The sequence below is a fragment of the Gordonia sp. HS-NH1 genome, assembly GCF_001418765.1.
Lineage (GTDB): Bacteria > Actinomycetota > Actinomycetes > Mycobacteriales > Mycobacteriaceae > Gordonia.
In genome coordinates this window covers 187,048-201,359 of the sequence record NZ_LIYC01000001.1, presented here as the reverse complement: position 1 = coordinate 201,359, position 14,312 = coordinate 187,048, and the positions used below count along the sequence as shown (strand labels likewise).

The following is a 14,312-nucleotide window of genomic DNA, read 5'->3' as shown; positions in this document are numbered from 1 at the left end:
CCCGTCGGGGTAGCGTCCACGTGTGACCTCGCCACATCGAGCCGACCGGGGACTGGTGCGACTGTGTGTGCTGGCCGTCGTCGCCGGGCTCGCGACCGGGCTGCTGGGCGGCGCGTTCCGCTGGTGCCTCGGACACCTGGATCGCTGGCGCGTCGAGATGCTCGACTGGTCGGCGGGATTCGGTGTGCCCGGGTGGCTCGTCCCCATCGCGGTGACCGCGGCCGGCGCTGCGGTCGGCGCGCTCGCCGTCCGCCTGGTGCCGACCGCGGCGGGCAGCGGAATCCAACACGTGGAGGCGGTCGAGCGCGGCGAGGCGGTCCCGGCCCCGCTGCGGCTCATCCCGGCCAAATTCGTCGGTGCGCTCGCCGCGATCGGTTCGGGGCTCGTGCTCGGTCGCGAAGGGCCGACCGTGCACATGGGAGCCGTCGTCGGCTCGGAGACCGGCCGGCGCGGAGGGCTCGACGACGTCGACGTCCGGGTGATGCAGACGTCGCTGAGCGGCGCGGGGCTGGCGGTGGCGTTCACCGCCCCGATCGGCGGCGCCCTGTTCGCGCTCGAGGAAGTGGGACGTTCGTTCCGGCTGCGCCTCGTGCTGCCGACGGTCTTCGCCGTGGTTGCCGCGGTCGCCGTCGGACGGGTCATCCTCGGCGACCGCCCGGAATTCGACGTACCGTCCCTCGACGTGCCGTCGGTGACGACGCTGCCCGTCTTCGTCGTGTTCGGGCTCGTGTCCGGACTCGTCGGGATCGCCTACAGCCGAACGGTTCTCGGCACGCTGGGCTGGGTCGGCCGGTTCTCGCGGGTGCCCCCGATCGCTCGCGCAGCCCTCATCGGTGCGGCGATCGGGGCGTTGCTGGCCATCGATGCACGCACCGCGGGCGGCGGCGACGGGCTCACCCAGGCGGTCGTCGACGGCGGTGTCGTGCTCCCGGCGCTCGTCGCGCTCTTCCTCGTCCGTTTCGTCGCCGGCCCGCTGTCCTACGCCGCGGGGACGCCGGGTGGTCTGTTCGCGCCGCTGCTCGCACTGGGCGCGCTGTGGGGTGCGACCTTCGCCGAGGTCGCCGACGTCGTTGTCCAGCAATCGGACCCCGGTGGATCGGGATTTCGGGGCGCGATGATCCTGGCGGGGATGGCGGCGCTGTTCGGCGCGGTCGTCCGGGCGCCGCTCACCGGGATGGTCGTGGTGATGGAGATGACCGCGACGACCACGGTCGCCCTCCCCATGCTGGCCGCGACGGCCGCCGCGGTCCTCGTCGCACATCTGTCCGGGTCGCCGCCGGTCTACGACTCGCTCCGCGAGCGGATGCTCGCGAATTCGGTTCGGCGGGAGGACGAACCGGGTCCGGACCCCGCTCCCTGAGGGGTGAGCTCGCGAGCGTCACGATGCTCAGGGAGCAGGAAGCAGGTCGTTCTCTCGGATAAGGGGGCGGGGGCTCGACTCAGGACTTGGCGTGGGTCCGCGAGTCCAGCGGCACGATGAGCGGGCCGCCGGTGACCGGATCGGTCATGACGTGCGCCCGGAGGCCGAAGGCCGCGTCGAGGGTCTCGGCGTCGATGACCTCGCTGGGTGAACCGGTGGTGACGATCGCGCCGTTGCGCATGACGAACAGCGAATCACTGTACCGCGCAGCCAGATTGAGATCGTGCAGCACCATGACGACGGTCTTGCCGTGCTCGTCGCGGAGCTTGCGGACCAGGTCGAGGACGTCGATGGAGTGCGCGAGGTCGAGGTAGGTCGTCGGCTCGTCGAGCAGGATGAGATCGGTGTCCTGGGCCAGGGTCAGCGCGATCCAGACCCGTTGCCGCTGCCCGCCCGACAGGGCGTCGAGGGTGCGGTCGGCGAGGTCGAGGGTGTCGGTCATCTCCATCGCCTGCGCGACCGCGGCCTCGTCGGCCGCACTGGCCTGCGCGAACCAGCGCTGGTGTGGATGACGTCCGCGCCCGACCAGGTCGGCGACGGTGAGTCCTTCGGGCGCGATGGGATTCTGGGGCAGGATCGCGAGGGTGCGGGCGACCTGTTTGGGGCGAACCGACGAGATGTCGTCACCGTCGAGGTAGACCGCGCCCGCCCGGGGAGGCAGCAGACGCGCGAGACACCGCAGCAGCGTCGACTTGCCGCATCCGTTCGAGCCGATGATCGTGGTGACCTGCCCGTCGGGGATGTCGATGTCCAGGCCGTCGATGACGATCCGTTCGTCGTAGCCGACGGTAAGGCCGACGCCGCGCAATCGCGCGGTGGTAGCCGTGGTTTCGAGGGAGGACGCGGTCATACGCTCGCCTTTCGGGACATGACGACCATCAGGTAGATCAGGAACGGCCCGCCGATCGCGGCGGTCACGATACCGACCGGCAGACCACCCGGCAGCACCGTGCGGCAGAGCAGGTCGCCGCCCAGGACCAGCGACGAACCGATCACGCCCGACACCAGTGGCGTCGGCACAGCGGTACCGGCCAGCCGCAGGGCGATCTGCGGGGCGAGCAGTGCGACGAAGGCGATCGGGCCGGCCGCGGACACGCTCAGTGCGGCGACCAGGACCGCGGTCAGGAGCAGGGTCGTCGACACCGCGCCGGTGCGGACCCCGAGACCGCGGGCGAGATCGGGTCCGAGGCTGAGCATCCCGATCTGGCGGGCCAGAACGATCACCACGACGATGCTCGCGCAGACACCGGCGACGACCGGCCACACATTGGACCAGCCGACATTCGCCACCGATCCGACGATCCACACCTGTGCGCGGCCGACATCCCGGATGTCGGCGCGGGAGAGCAGGAACTGGGTCAGCGCCTGCAGCAACCACGTCATGCCGACGCCGATCAGCACGAGCCGGAACGGGTTGATGCCGCTGTTGGCCTTGCGCCCCGGCCACGCCAGGACGTACATCGCGATGGCGGTCGCCAACCCGCCGATCATCGCCGCCGCCGGGACGCCGAGATCGCCGAGCCAGGCGCCCCAGCTGGTGGTCGAGAACGCGATCGCGGTCACCGCGGCCACGCTCGCGCCGGCTGTGATACCGAGCATGTCCGGTGTGGCCAGCGGGTTCTGGGCGATCAGCTGGGTCAGCGAACCGGCGAGGCCCAGGCCGAATCCCACGAGCAGCGCGACCAGCGCGCGGGGGAGCGCGACGTCGAAGACGACGACGTTCTCGACCCGGGTCCCGCCCCCGAGCAGGATGCGCGCGACGTCGATCGGGGTCAGGGGGAAGTCACTGACGCCGACGCTGGTGAGGAACAGGACGATCGTGATGGCCGTGGCCACCAGCGCCACGGCGAGCATGCGCGGCCGCACCACCATCGACATCGGCTCGATCGCGATCCGGTATCCGCCCGGATGAGGTGCGATCCGGGTCTTGGCCCTGATCCCGCTCTTCTCGGCGGTCTCGGTCTTGATGGAGGTCGGCGGGTTCACACGGTCCCCAATCTCTGTCGGCGGACCATGACGATGAGGAATGGGGCGCCGACCAGCGCCAGCATCACACCGACCTGCACTTCGCCGGGTCGGGCGACGATGCGGCCGAGGATGTCGCATCCGACGAGGAGGATGCCGCCCAGCAGAGCCGAGTACGGGATGATCCACCGGTAGTCGGCGCCCACGAACGCGCGCGCGATGTGCGGCACGACCAGACCGAGGAACACGATCGGCCCGCAGGCCGCGGTGGCGGCGCCGATGAGCAGCGTGATCGTCAGCACGCCGAGGGCGCGGATCAGCACGACCCGGGAACCGAGTGCCTTGGTCATGTCGTCGCCCAGGCTCAACACGTTGAGGAAGAACCCGCTCGCCAGGGCGAGGACGAGTCCCACCCCGATGAACGGCAGGCTGGCCCAGAACACGTCGATGCCTCGGCCCGCGGTGGAGCCGACGCTCCAGAAGCGCCACTGGTCCAGCGAATTGGTGTCGACGAGCACGATCGCGGATGTGATGGCGGTCAGCATCGCGGTCAGGCCGGTACCCGCGAGCACCAGGGTCAGCGGACTCGAGCCGCTCAGCGACGACAACCCGAACACGACGGTGGCCGCGATGATCGCGCCGATGAGTCCGAAGAACATGAAGGCGATCGGGCTGGTGATCCCGAGCAGGTAGATGCCGCCCACGACAGCACATGCGGCTCCGGCGTTGACGCCGAGCATTCCGGGGTCGGCGATCGGGTTGCGGGTGTGGCCCTGGGTGATGGCACCGGCCGCGCCGATCGCGAGCCCGGCGGTCAGGCCGAGCAGCGTGCGTGGGACCCGCAGATCCCACACGATCCCGTCGACGTCGGTGTCCTTCGGCACCTGCGGCATCCGCAGGTTGATCAGGGCGTTCCAGATCTCCTGGGCGCCGGCGGTGAAGCTGGGCCAGATCTCGTCGAGAGGGACCGGTCGGGTGCCGAAGAGCACGGACGCGACGACCAGCGCTGCAAGGGTCGCGAGCAGCAGCGGGATTCCGAGAACTCGGAGAGATCGACGCACAAAGGTAAACCTTACCAACCTTGGATTCGGCTCTTGCCCACCGTGTACCGATCGCGCGGAATGGGTGTCGTTCGGATAACGAATTGCTGACGAATCCTGAGGGAAGGCTGTGCGCGCGGTAACACTTCGCTCAGGCTGGGTCGATAATCCCGGTGTCGGTGAGCATCTCGGGCCGACAGCAGCAAGACCGGTTGCCGGTGGGGCGGCATGAGCCGCTCCCACGATGGCGACGTCGGGAAACACAGCAGTGTCGCCTACGAACGAGGAGGATCGATGAAATCGCTGAAACGGGCTCTCACGGGGGTTCTGGTCGCCGCAGGAATCGCGGGTGGATCGCTGGTGGGTGCCGCGCCTGCGCACGCCGCCGTTCCCAACCTCCAGATGACGGGCGGGGTCTACTGCCAGTTCGGAGCACCGGGCACGCCGTGGAATCAGGCGTGGAGCATGACCCGGTTCATGCGGGTCACCGCGCGTGACGGCGACTTCCGAAACGTCACACTGCAGGAGATCAACGGCGCGACGAAGTTCAAGTCGCAGCTGAAGAAGAACGAGTCGCTCACGATCAAGACCGTCTGGTTCGGCTGCTTCCCGTCGTCCATCGCCGGATATGCGATCTCTGATTACGCCGAGAACCTGACCGACAACGCCGGTTTCTGGTGGAACGTCCGGCGCATCGACAACCCACTGGACAGGTTCGGAACCGGCTCGTCCGCGTCGTCTGCGGTTGCGCTGACCGGTGGCGGCACCGACGTCGAGGGCGTCCCCGCGATCCCGGGCCGCTGACCGTAATCCGCCACGACTGAGCGTCCACGACAAGGCATTTCGCGTCGGGCGATGTGCGGGGAGGACGCCTCCGCACATCGCCCGGCGCATGCGAAAGAGCGGCGACCGAGAAAACTCGGCCGCCGCTCTTGTGGCTTCGACAGGCTCAGCCGGCAGGAGAGCCCGGTGTCACGCGGAGGGGCGTGACACCTTGTTCGGCTCGGAAGCGGCGAGCATGTCCTCGCGTTCGACGACCTTGACGCGTTCGCGGCCTTCGGCGGCGCCGAGCGCACGCTCGTGCTCGTCGAGCCGGTACCAGCCGTCCCAGGTGGTGAACGGGATGTTCTTGGACTCGAGGAGTTCGACGATGGCGTCCTCACCGGGGTGGGCGGGCTCGAGCAGCGCGCCCGCTTCCATGTCCTTGAGGATGCAGTCGACGGTCTCGTTGGCGTCGCCCTTGGTGTGGCCGATGAGGCCCACGGGTCCGCGCTTGACCCAGCCGGTCGTGTAGATGCCGGTCAGCTGCTGGCCCTCGTCGAAGACGCGTCCGGCCTCGTTCGGGATGACCCCGGCCTGCGAGTCGAACGGGATCTGCGGCAGGTTGTCCGAGAGGTAACCGACCGCGCGGTAGACCGCGCCGACCTCCCAGTCGGTGGTCTTGCCGGTGGGCTTGACGTTGCCGGTGCCGTCGAGCTGGGTGCGTTCGGTGCGCAGTCCGACGACCTTGCCGTCCTCACCGAGGATCTCGGTGGGGCTCTCGAAGAAGTGCAGGAACAGTTTGTGGATCGCGCCCTGCTTGGGTTCGCGGATCGCGTAGTTCTCGATGATCGTGGCGACCTGGTCGGTGATCTTCGACCCGCGGCGCGCGACGGCCGAACCCTCGTCGTAGTCGATGTCCTCGGGATTGACGATGACCTCGATGTTCGGCGAGTGGTCGAGCTCCTTGAGCTCGAGCGGGGTGAACTTGGCCTGCGCGGGTCCGCGACGGCCGAAGACGTGGACCTCGATCGCCTTGTTGGCCTTGAGGCCTTCGTAGACGTTCGCCGGGATCTCGGTGGGGAGCAGTTCGTCACCGGTCTTGGCGAGCACGCGCGCGACGTCGAGGGCGACGTTGCCGACGCCGATCACGGCGACCTTCTCCGCCTCGAGGGGCCACGTGCGGGGGAAGTCCGGGTGTCCGTCGTACCAGGCGACGAACTGGGCGGCGCCGTAGCTGCCGTCGAGGTCGACACCGGGGATGTCGAGCGCGCGGTCGTCGGTGGCGCCGGTGGAGAAGATCACCGCGTCGTAGTGGGCGCGCAACTCGTCGATGGTGATGTCGGTGCCGTAGTCGACGTTGCCGAGCAGGCGCACCTGTGGTTTGTCGAGGACCTTGTGCAGGGCGGTGATGATGCCCTTGATCCGCGGGTGGTCGGGTGCGACGCCGTAGCGGATCAGCCCGAACGGAGCGGGCATGCGCTCATACAGATCGATGCTGACGCCGCGGTCCTTGGCGGTGTCGGACTTCATCAACGCGTCGGCGGCGTAGATACCGGCGGGACCGGCACCGACGATCGCAACCCGCAGCGGGCGGCTGTTGTCGCTCATGGAGTAGGTGTCTTCCGTTGCTCAGCACGCGCGGACCAGTAATCTCGGCGACCCCCGGGTCCGCGCGTATGGATAAGGCCTATCCCTTCTACGGTAGGCGCTTGCTGTCCACGACCAAAATCCGTCTGTGAGGTAACCCTCACCTGGACGAGGGATGGACGGTCGAGGTCGCGGCGGCTCAGGCCTTGCCGGCGGCGGCCGCGATCGGTCCGACGGCCTGGTCGGCGACCCACGGGATCGTCAGGACCGTCGGCACCGACATCGCGCTGCCCACCTCCTGGGGGAGGTAGACGACGCGGCCCGACTGCGCCACGGCCAGGCGGTTGAATGCCGCGTTCGCCTTCAGCCGATCGTTGGAGCCCTCCCAGTCGACGGCGACGACGACGTCGGCGGAGTCGAGCAGATTGAGGCTCTCGGCCGGCAGTTCTCCGTAGAAACCGCTGGTCACCGACGGTTGCAGCGCAGGCGGGAAGGTGAACCCGTAACCGGCGACCGTCTGCCCGCGGCCATCGCCGGGGCCGTAGATCGACACGCCGCCGGTGGGGCTGGCGGTCACGACGACAGCGGTCTTGCCCGCCAGTTGCGGGTTCTGCTCGCGAACGCCCGCGAGGAACTGTTCGGTCTCGGCCACCTTGCGGTCGGCGAGCTCGGGAAGCCCCACGGCGGTGCCGATCTGGCGGGTCTGCGCGTCCCACGGCACCTGCCACGGCTGGAACTGGGCGGGCCGCAGGATCGTCGGTGCGGTCTTGCCCAACAGGTCGAACTGATCGCGGGTGGGATCCGCGCCGACCGCGGTGATGAGGTCGGGTTCGGTGGCGAGGGCCTTGGGGATCTCGTCGCCGAAGGCGCCCGAGACGTTGGGGAGGACCACCGGCGTCGAGTCCGCGAGCAGCTCGGCGTTCCACGGCGCCGAGGCCTGATCGGGGTCGGCGAAGGGTGCGATGGTCGTGGGCGTGACACCCAGGGCGAGGAGGGTGTCACCGTCGCCCACACCCATCGCCGCGATGCGCTTCGGCGCCTGTGCGACCGTCGCCGGGGCGTAGGCCTGCTGCACGGTCACCGGGATCGCGCCGGCCTCGGGTGCGGGTACCTGCGCCGTGCCGGAGTCGACCGTCTCGTCCGGCGGCGAACACGAGGTCGCCAGGAGAGCTGCTGTCAGCAGCCCGACGAGAAGGGTGAGTGTGCGGTGGGTGGTAGAGCGCATCCGGGGTCCTCGCTGGTCGTTGCGTTCGGCGTCGTTGTTCTCCGCGGTACTTAGGGCCACCTTACTCACGGCCCTCCGATCGTCGACCACGCGCCGGTCCGTCGTCCGGCAGGTCACGCGCGTCGACGCCGGTCTCAGGTGCCTCCTGGTCGCTCGATAGACTCCCCGCCATGGCCGAAGCTGCAGGTGAGGGTGACCAGAGGCCCCCGTCGTGGAAGAACGCGTGGCCGTTCTTCGTCGCGGCGGGCGTCGTGGGCCTCGTCGTGCTCGGCGTCGTGCTGTCGAACGTGATCCGTCCTGCCGAGGATCGGGCCGGTGACTCGGCCCAGGTCCAGTACGCGATCAACGACGTCTACACCGCCCGCAACGGCCCGAACTACGCCGAGTACCGCGCCAACACCTGCGCGGCCGACGTCGAGGCGGCCGACTTCGTCTCCGAGGAAAAATTCCTCGCCGACAACCGGGAGTCGTTGGTCGCCAACGGTCACATCGAGATCCCGGAGATCACCGAGCTGGTGGTCGACGGTGACCGCGCGACCGCGAAGGTTCATTGGCACTATGACAAGACCCCCGACGACGTGAATGTCGTCGACACGATCGTGGTGCGCGAGAACGGCGAATGGAAGGTGTGTTCCTCATGACCTATGCCGGAGATCTGACCCCCCGTGAGGCGTGGGAGAAGCTCGAGAACAACCCGGACGCGGTTCTGGTGGACTGTCGGACGCAGGCCGAATGGTCGTTCGTCGGCGTACCCGACCTCGAAGTCCTGGGGAAGCGCACGATCTTCGCCGAGTGGACCACCTTTCCCGAAGGTCGACGCAACGACGACTTCATCACGCAGCTGCGGGATTCGGGCGTCAGCGACGACCACGAGGTCATCTTCCTGTGCCGGTCCGGTCACCGTTCGATCGGCGCCGCGGAGGCTGCGACGGCGGACGGTATCGCCAAGGCCTACAACGTCGTCGACGGATTCGAGGGTGCCCTCGACGAGAACGACCATCGCGGGACGTCGGGCTGGCGTGCCGAGAACCTGCCGTGGAGGCAATCGTGACTTCTGATCTACCCGTGGGTCGTGAACTGCCCGAGGGGCTCTCGGCCGACACCATCGCGGTGCGCGGCGGGCTGGCCCGCTCGGGTTTCCGCGAGACGGCCGAGGCGATGTACCTCACGAGCGGTTATGTCTACGACTCCGCCGAGGCCGCCGAACGCGCCTTCACCGGGGAGGACGAGCGATTCGTCTACTCGCGCTACGGCAATCCGACCGTCGAGATGTTCCAGGAACGTCTGCGTCGACTCGAGGGTGCCGAAGCGTGTTTCGCGACGGCCAGCGGGATGGCCGCGGTCTTCGTCGCGCTCGGTGCGCTGCTGAAGGCCGGCGATCGCCTGGTCGCCGCCCGCAGCCTGTTCGGTTCCTGCTTCGTGGTCTGCAACGAGATCCTGCCGCGCTGGGGGATCGAGACCGAGTTCGTCGACGGCGAGGACCTGGAACAGTGGGAGCGGGCGCTCTCCAAGCCCACCGACGCAGTGTTCTTCGAGACCCCGTCGAATCCGATGCAGAGCCTCGTCGACGTCGTCAAGGTCTCGGAGCTGGCGCACGCGGCGGGCGCACAGGTGGTGCTGGACAACGTCTTCGCCACCCCGCTCCTGCAACGCGGTCTCGAACTCGGTGCCGACGTCATCGTGTACTCGGGCACCAAGCACATCGACGGCCAGGGACGTGTGATGGGCGGTGCGGTACTCGGAACCAAGGAGTACGTGGACGGGCCGGTGCAGCAACTCATGCGGCACACCGGCCCGGCGTTGAGCCCGTTCAACGCCTGGACGCTGGTGAAGGGTCTGGAGACGCTGCGCCTGCGCGTCGACGCCTCGGTGTCCTCCGCGCTCCGGATCGCCGAGTTCCTCGAAGCCGATCCGCGGGTGCGATGGGTGAAATACCCGTTCCTGCAGTCCCATCCACAGTACGAGCTGGCGCGGGCGCAGATGTCCGGCGGCGGCACCGTGGTGACCTTCGAGCTGAACGACCACGACGGCATCGACGGCAAGAAGCGGGCCTTCGAGGTCCTCAACGGCTTGCGGATCGTCGACATCTCCAACAATCTCGGTGACTCCAAGTCGCTGATCACGCACCCGGCGACCACCACGCACCGTGCGATGGGGCCCGACGGACGCGCGGCGATCGGTCTCAGCGACTCGGTCGTGCGGCTGTCGGTCGGTCTCGAAGGGGTCGACGACCTGCTCGGCGATCTGGATCAGGCGCTGGGCTGACCCGTCGCGTTCCCCTCTTCCGTTCCCGCTCGGCCCGGCGGTGTGAGCGGTCACGGATCGGGTGAGCGGACGGTGATTCCCGCCGCGGTCTCAGTCGAGGCCGTCGATGCCCAGCGCGTTCAGGACCGTACGGAGTTTGAACGCGGTCTCCTCGAGCTCGCCCTGAGGGTCGGAGTGTTCGACGATGCCGCCACCCGCCCACGTTCGCAGACTGCGGCGATCGGCTTCGAGCTGGAGGCACCGGATGGTGACCATCCATTCGCCGTCGCCGGCGGCGTCGCACCAGCCGACGGCGCCCGCATAGAAGCCGCGTTCCCCCTCGACTTCCCGGATGATCTGCGCGGCAACATCACTGGGTGTACCGCAGACCGCGGGGGTCGGACCCAGCAGGAGGGCGAGATCCAGCGCGGTGGTCGACGGATCGCGAAGTGTCGCGCGGATGGGGGTGGCGAGATGCCACACCTCTCCGGTCGACTGCAGTTGCGGGGTCGACGGCGCGTCGACGTCGTCGCACAGGTGCGCCAGCCGGTCGCGCAGGTGATCCACGACGAACGCGTGTTCGGCGAGATCTTTTGCCGAGGAGAACAATCCGTCGGCGACGGCGCGGTCGACGACCGGATTCGGTGACCGCGGAGCCGAACCCGCGTACGGGTGGCAGGTGACGACCGATCCCGACTTGCGCAGCAGCACTTCGGGACTCGCGCCCAGCAGCCACGCGCCGGAGCCGGTGGCGGCACCGAGGTCGACGCCGAACGCGTTGTGTCCGGCGTTGCCGCCCGCCAGGGCGTCGAGGAGTTCGTGGGGCGCGACCTCGGCGTCGAGCACGATGTCGACGCTACGGGCGAGGACGACCTTGCCGACGTCGCCGGCGACGATCCGCTTGACCGCGTGCGCCACCCGCTCGCGGTGCTCGTCGGCGGTCGGGTGCAGGGTCGTCGAGACCGGGGTGCGCGACAGCGGTGGCCCGCCCGTCAGCGGTGCGTCGTCGAAGTGCAGGACCTCGGGTACCACCAGCGCGGCCGGGTCGGAGAGATCGAACGGGATCGCGCCGGTCAGCCCGTCGATCGTCCCGGAACGCAGCGCGGCCGAGGCCGCGTCGACATCGGTGAACCCACGGACGGCGCCCCGGCCCCGCACGGTGCCGTGCGGGCGGGACAACACGAACACATCAGTCGCTGACACCCCTGACACGCTACAGGTAAGTGTGCCCTAACTTTGGATCACGATGAGTGAAAATTGACACGCCCGCGCGGCTTCGGCGAGGCTTGCACATAGGTCATGAGTGCCAGTGACAAGCCCCGGCTCGCTGGTCGGCAACCCTCCTCCGCGGTGGGGTGCTCCGGGTGACGACCTGGCCGCGTACCGACCGGACGCGGCAAGCGCGGAATTTCAGAGGAGCTCCTGCCATGACCGCTGTCCTGTCAGCACCCGACACGACCGGCCACGAGACTGTCGACACCCCCGTCATCGATTCGACCCACCATCGGTATCCGGCCATCCCCGGGCTGGCCCCGGTCGTCGGCGCCGATGTGTCCGTACCGCTGGCCCACGGCGGCACAACGCGGTACGTCAACCTCGACTACGCGGCGAGCGCGCCGGCTCTGAGCTCGGTGGCCGCCGCGGTCGCCGTTGGACTCGGCGAATACGCGAGCGTCCATCGCGGCGCCGGTCATCTGTCGCAGGTGACCACCGCCCGGTACGAGGCCGCCCGGGACACCGTGCGCCGGTTCGTCCGCGGACGGGTCGACGACACCGTCGTCTTCACCCGCAACACCACCGATGCCATCAACCTCGCCGCTCACATCACCCCCGGGGACGTCGTCGTGCTCGACATCGAGCATCACGCCAACCTGCTGCCGTGGTGCGCGCCGCGCGACGGCCGCAACCGGGCCCGAATCGTCCGCACCTGCGACACGATCGAGGACACCCTGGTCGCGCTCGAGGCGGAGCTCGCGTCGGCGCCGGCAGCGCTGCTCGCGGTCACCGCGGCGTCGAACGTCACCGGCGAGGTGCTGCCGATCACCCGGCTCGCCTCGATCGCGCACCGGCACGGGGCCCGGATCCTGGTCGACGCCGCGCAACTCGTCGCGCACCGCCCCGTCTCCGTCGTCAGTCACGGCATCGACTACCTGGCCTTCTCCGGGCACAAGGCATATGCGCCGTTCGGTGCCGGGGTCCTGATCGGCCGGACCGACTGGTTCGACGCCGCCGACCCCTATCTGGCCGGCGGGGGAGCGACCGCCGACGTCGACCTGAGCCCGCACGCCGGTGGCGTGACCTGGCACACCGGAGCCGCGCGTCACGAGGCCGGTTCGCCGAACGTGCTCGGCGCGGTGTCGATCGCGGCGGCCTGCGAGGCGCTGGCCGACCTCGGTCCCGAGGCCATCGGCCTGCACGAACTGCGCCTGGCCCAACGCCTGGACTCCGGCCTGGCCGCCATCCCCGGGGTCGTGCCCCTGCGGATCTTCGCCGATTCCACCGACCGGGTGGGAATCGCGGGGTTCACCGTCGACGGGATCGCGCCGCGGGTCGTCGCCGAGTATCTCAGTGCGCAACACGGAATCGGCGTGCGCGACGGCCGGTTCTGCGCTCACCCGCTGCTCGAGCGCCTCGGACATCCGGCCGGCGCGGTCCGCGCGAGCTTCGGGGCGGGTACCACCTCCGACGACATCGACCGCCTCCTCGAGGCACTGCGCGCGCTGACCGAACACGCACCGATCGACCATGCACTGACCGAACAGACCATCCGACCAAAATCGAATGAGGGGTGATGAGATGACCATCGAACTCGACGCACCGGCCGATCGCGCAACCGTGATCGCCGCACCGACTTCCGCTCCGACGGCCCCGATCAGCATCGGACGACCGGGGTTCCAGATCGCCATCGCCGGAGACGAACTGGCGCAGACGTTTCCGATCGTCGTGCGGCGTGAGACCCTCCGCGATGCGCAGCGTGCCCGCTCTCTGCTCCGGGCCGGCACCCACGATCAGGCGAAGTTCGTGGTCGCCCTCGAGGTGGAGGTGACCGTCGCGGCGGATGCCGCGTCGGCGCGTGCCGCGGCCGCTGCCGCGGTGGACGCATCGTCGGAGGCAGGCTCCGGGACCATCCGCTACATCGGCACGACACACGGACTGATCACGCTGGTCCGGGACATCTACGCGGCCGAGGTCGCCGACGCCGTGATCCTCGTCCCGATCGACGGCGCAGCCACCGAACGCCGCATCCGCGAACAGATCCTGCCGGTTCTCGCCGAGCAGCGGCACCGCGTGGCCTGACGGGGCGGCCCGTCACAGAAGCGCGACTTCGGAACGTGCGCGCTATCTGCAACTGCCGCAGTTGAACTCAAGTGGCGCACCTGCGCCGTAGACACCCCCGCCGGCACCATCTCACGATGGTGCCGGCGGGGGTGTCTCGACGGTGATCCGTCAGCCGCGCGAGGGCTCGTTGGCAGCCTCGGGATGCGAGGCGAGGCGGTCGATCGCATCCTGCGCGATCTTCTCGGCCTGCTCGCGGCCGACCCAGCCGCCCGGCTGGACCTCCTTGCCGGGCTCGAGGTCCTTGTAGTGCTCGAAGAAGTGGGCGATCGGGCCCAACTCGTACTCGGACACGTCGGAGATGTCCTTGATGTGGTCCCACCGCACGTCCTTGGCCGGGACGCACAGCAGCTTGTCGTCGCCGCCGGCCTCGTCGGTCATGGTGTACATGCCGACGACCCGTGCGCGCACGATGATGCCGGGGAACACCGACTCGGGGAGCAGGACCAGCGCGTCGAGCGGGTCGCCGTCCTCACCGAGGGTGCCGTCGATGTACCCGTAGTCGGCCGGGTAGCCCATCGAGGTGTACAGGTAGCGGTCGAGGTAGACCTTGCCGGTCTCGTGGTCGACCTCGTACTTGTTGCGGCCACCTTTGGGGATCTCGATGGTCACATCGAATTCCACAGTTCCTCCTGGCAGTCTTGATCGGGGATGCCGCGTCGGGCCGAAACGCCCGCACGCTGCCCCAACGATACTGTTGGTCCGGCGACCTCGATGTTCGTACCCCTCATTG

14 protein-coding genes and 1 riboswitch are annotated in these 14,312 nt (G+C 69.0%); of the genes, 7 read left to right on the top strand and 7 right to left on the bottom strand.

Going from position 1 to position 14,312, the window contains the following annotated elements; all coding sequences use genetic code 11:
* Positions 1–22 precede the first annotated feature (22 nt).
* A complete protein-coding gene (locus AMD30_RS00855) occupies positions 23–1,360 on the top strand; it encodes a ClC family H(+)/Cl(-) exchange transporter (protein ID WP_055474422.1) in 1,338 nt (445 codons plus the stop codon).
* A gap of 79 nt (positions 1,361–1,439) precedes the next feature.
* Here AMD30_RS00855 and AMD30_RS00850 read toward each other — a convergent pair whose 3' ends face one another.
* From AMD30_RS00850 to AMD30_RS00840, 3 genes are read right to left on the bottom strand one after another with little or no spacing between them, the layout of a single operon-like run.
* Positions 1,440–2,270: an ABC transporter ATP-binding protein gene (locus AMD30_RS00850; protein WP_055474421.1), complete on the bottom strand. Its 831-nt coding sequence runs from the start codon at positions 2,268–2,270 to the stop codon at positions 1,440–1,442.
* Complete coding sequence (locus AMD30_RS00845; RefSeq protein WP_055474420.1) at positions 2,267–3,406, bottom strand: FecCD family ABC transporter permease; 1,140 nt, start codon at positions 3,404–3,406, stop codon at positions 2,267–2,269. Before AMD30_RS00845 ends, AMD30_RS00850 begins: the two co-directional genes overlap by 4 nt.
* Entirely contained in the window at positions 3,403–4,446 is a 1,044-nt protein-coding gene (locus AMD30_RS00840) for a FecCD family ABC transporter permease (protein ID WP_044507228.1), read from the bottom strand. The genes AMD30_RS00845 and AMD30_RS00840 overlap by 4 nt, the downstream gene beginning before the upstream one ends.
* A gap of 273 nt (positions 4,447–4,719) precedes the next feature.
* On the opposite strand from AMD30_RS00840, the gene AMD30_RS00835 reads away from it, so the two are divergent.
* Complete coding sequence (locus tag AMD30_RS00835) at positions 4,720–5,229, top strand: hypothetical protein (RefSeq protein ID WP_010840729.1); 510 nt, start codon at positions 4,720–4,722, stop codon at positions 5,227–5,229.
* Between the two features lie 168 nt (positions 5,230–5,397).
* Here the strand turns inward: AMD30_RS00835 and AMD30_RS00830 are convergent, their stop codons facing one another.
* Both AMD30_RS00830 and AMD30_RS00825 read right to left on the bottom strand, forming a co-directional pair.
* Positions 5,398–6,795 carry an FAD-dependent oxidoreductase gene (locus AMD30_RS00830; RefSeq protein ID WP_010840728.1) on the bottom strand — a complete coding sequence of 466 codons (1,398 nt, stop codon included), beginning with the start codon at positions 6,793–6,795 and terminating at the stop codon, positions 5,398–5,400.
* A 178-nt stretch (positions 6,796–6,973) separates the two neighbouring features.
* Positions 6,974–7,999: an ABC transporter substrate-binding protein gene (locus tag AMD30_RS00825; RefSeq protein ID WP_055474542.1), complete on the bottom strand. Its 1,026-nt coding sequence runs from the start codon at positions 7,997–7,999 to the stop codon at positions 6,974–6,976.
* A 170-nt stretch (positions 8,000–8,169) separates the two neighbouring features.
* On the opposite strand from AMD30_RS00825, the gene AMD30_RS00820 reads away from it, so the two are divergent.
* The 3 genes from AMD30_RS00820 to AMD30_RS00810 are packed head-to-tail and all read left to right on the top strand — an operon-like array spanning position 8,170 to position 10,264.
* On the top strand, positions 8,170–8,640 hold the full coding sequence (locus AMD30_RS00820) for an Rv0361 family membrane protein (protein WP_055474419.1): 471 nt from the start codon (positions 8,170–8,172) through the stop codon (positions 8,638–8,640).
* On the top strand, positions 8,637–9,050 hold the full coding sequence (locus tag AMD30_RS00815; protein ID WP_014928026.1) for a rhodanese-like domain-containing protein: 414 nt from the start codon (positions 8,637–8,639) through the stop codon (positions 9,048–9,050). Before AMD30_RS00820 ends, AMD30_RS00815 begins: the two co-directional genes overlap by 4 nt.
* Complete coding sequence (locus AMD30_RS00810) at positions 9,047–10,264, top strand: O-succinylhomoserine sulfhydrylase (RefSeq protein ID WP_055474541.1); 1,218 nt, start codon at positions 9,047–9,049, stop codon at positions 10,262–10,264. Before AMD30_RS00815 ends, AMD30_RS00810 begins: the two co-directional genes overlap by 4 nt.
* Before the next feature lie 90 nt (positions 10,265–10,354).
* Here the strand turns inward: AMD30_RS00810 and AMD30_RS00805 are convergent, their stop codons facing one another.
* The gene (locus tag AMD30_RS00805; RefSeq protein WP_055474418.1) at positions 10,355–11,431 is read right to left on the bottom strand and encodes an isochorismate synthase; all 1,077 of its coding nucleotides are present in this window, start codon (positions 11,429–11,431) and stop codon (positions 10,355–10,357) included.
* Positions 11,432–11,538: 107 nt separating this feature from the next.
* Positions 11,539–11,652, top strand: a riboswitch (SAM riboswitch).
* Between the two features lie 18 nt (positions 11,653–11,670).
* On the opposite strand from AMD30_RS00805, the gene AMD30_RS00800 reads away from it, so the two are divergent.
* Positions 11,671–13,035: an aminotransferase class V-fold PLP-dependent enzyme gene (locus tag AMD30_RS00800; RefSeq protein WP_055474417.1), complete on the top strand. Its 1,365-nt coding sequence runs from the start codon at positions 11,671–11,673 to the stop codon at positions 13,033–13,035.
* Positions 13,036–13,039: 4 nt separating this feature from the next.
* Positions 13,040–13,540 (top strand): hypothetical protein, encoded by a 501-nt coding sequence (locus AMD30_RS00795; protein ID WP_055474416.1) that lies wholly within the window; start codon positions 13,040–13,042, stop codon positions 13,538–13,540.
* Between the two features lie 150 nt (positions 13,541–13,690).
* Here the strand turns inward: AMD30_RS00795 and AMD30_RS00790 are convergent, their stop codons facing one another.
* Positions 13,691–14,203 (bottom strand): inorganic diphosphatase, encoded by a 513-nt coding sequence (locus AMD30_RS00790; protein WP_010840705.1) that lies wholly within the window; start codon positions 14,201–14,203, stop codon positions 13,691–13,693.
* Between the last annotated feature and the right edge of the window lie 109 nt (positions 14,204–14,312).